The sequence below is a fragment of the Bartonella sp. AA9NXGY genome, assembly GCF_042196845.1.
Taxonomy (GTDB): domain Bacteria; phylum Pseudomonadota; class Alphaproteobacteria; order Rhizobiales; family Rhizobiaceae; genus Bartonella.
Genome location: NZ_JBHIRB010000114.1, coordinates 1 through 650, shown reverse-complemented (window position 1 = coordinate 650; position 650 = coordinate 1). Strand labels below are relative to the sequence as shown.

Annotated in this window: 1 pseudogene; it reads right to left on the bottom strand. The window is 43.7% G+C overall.

What is annotated here, in order from left to right:
• Positions 1–650, bottom strand: a pseudogene (locus ACFIM6_RS10120) (hypothetical protein); the annotation flags it as partial.

The following is a 650-nucleotide window of genomic DNA, read 5'->3' as shown; positions in this document are numbered from 1 at the left end:
TACTTAGCTCCTCCACCTAAAGATTGTGCAACTTTATCACCTAGAGCATGAAGCTGATTACCCGTTACAGCATCCGTGGAACCATCCTTAATGACGCCATCTAAAAGAGATGTAAGCTTGCTATTGCTTTTGCTATCTTTCTCTCCATGCGTCGCTACAAACGCACCTTTAGACTTATCCCACAACAAGGCATCAGCCTGAGCAGTGGTAATTTCATTGGTAATCTCTTCGGTAATTTCATCCTTAACATGATCGATTTTATCTTTAACATTCTCAAATGAATCACCAACACCAGAAAAGGCAGACGCGACATCGTTATAACTCGAGGCAGTAACACTGCCATCTTCTTTCACGCTCTTAACCGTGAATGTAGGCGCACTCCAAGTTCCATTCTCATACTTAGCTTTACCACCTAAAGACTTCGCAACACCGCTCCCTAGTGCATATAGCTGGTTACCCGCTACAGCATCACTTGAGCCTTTAGTTATAGATCCATTGGCAAGCGATGTTATCTTGCTGCTTACCTTCTCTTCACCATGCGTCGCTACAAACGCACCTTTAGACTTATCCCACAACAAGGCGTCAGCCTGAGCAGTGGTAATTTCATTGGTAATCTCTTTATGTAAATCCGTGAAAGACGTTCCTACACC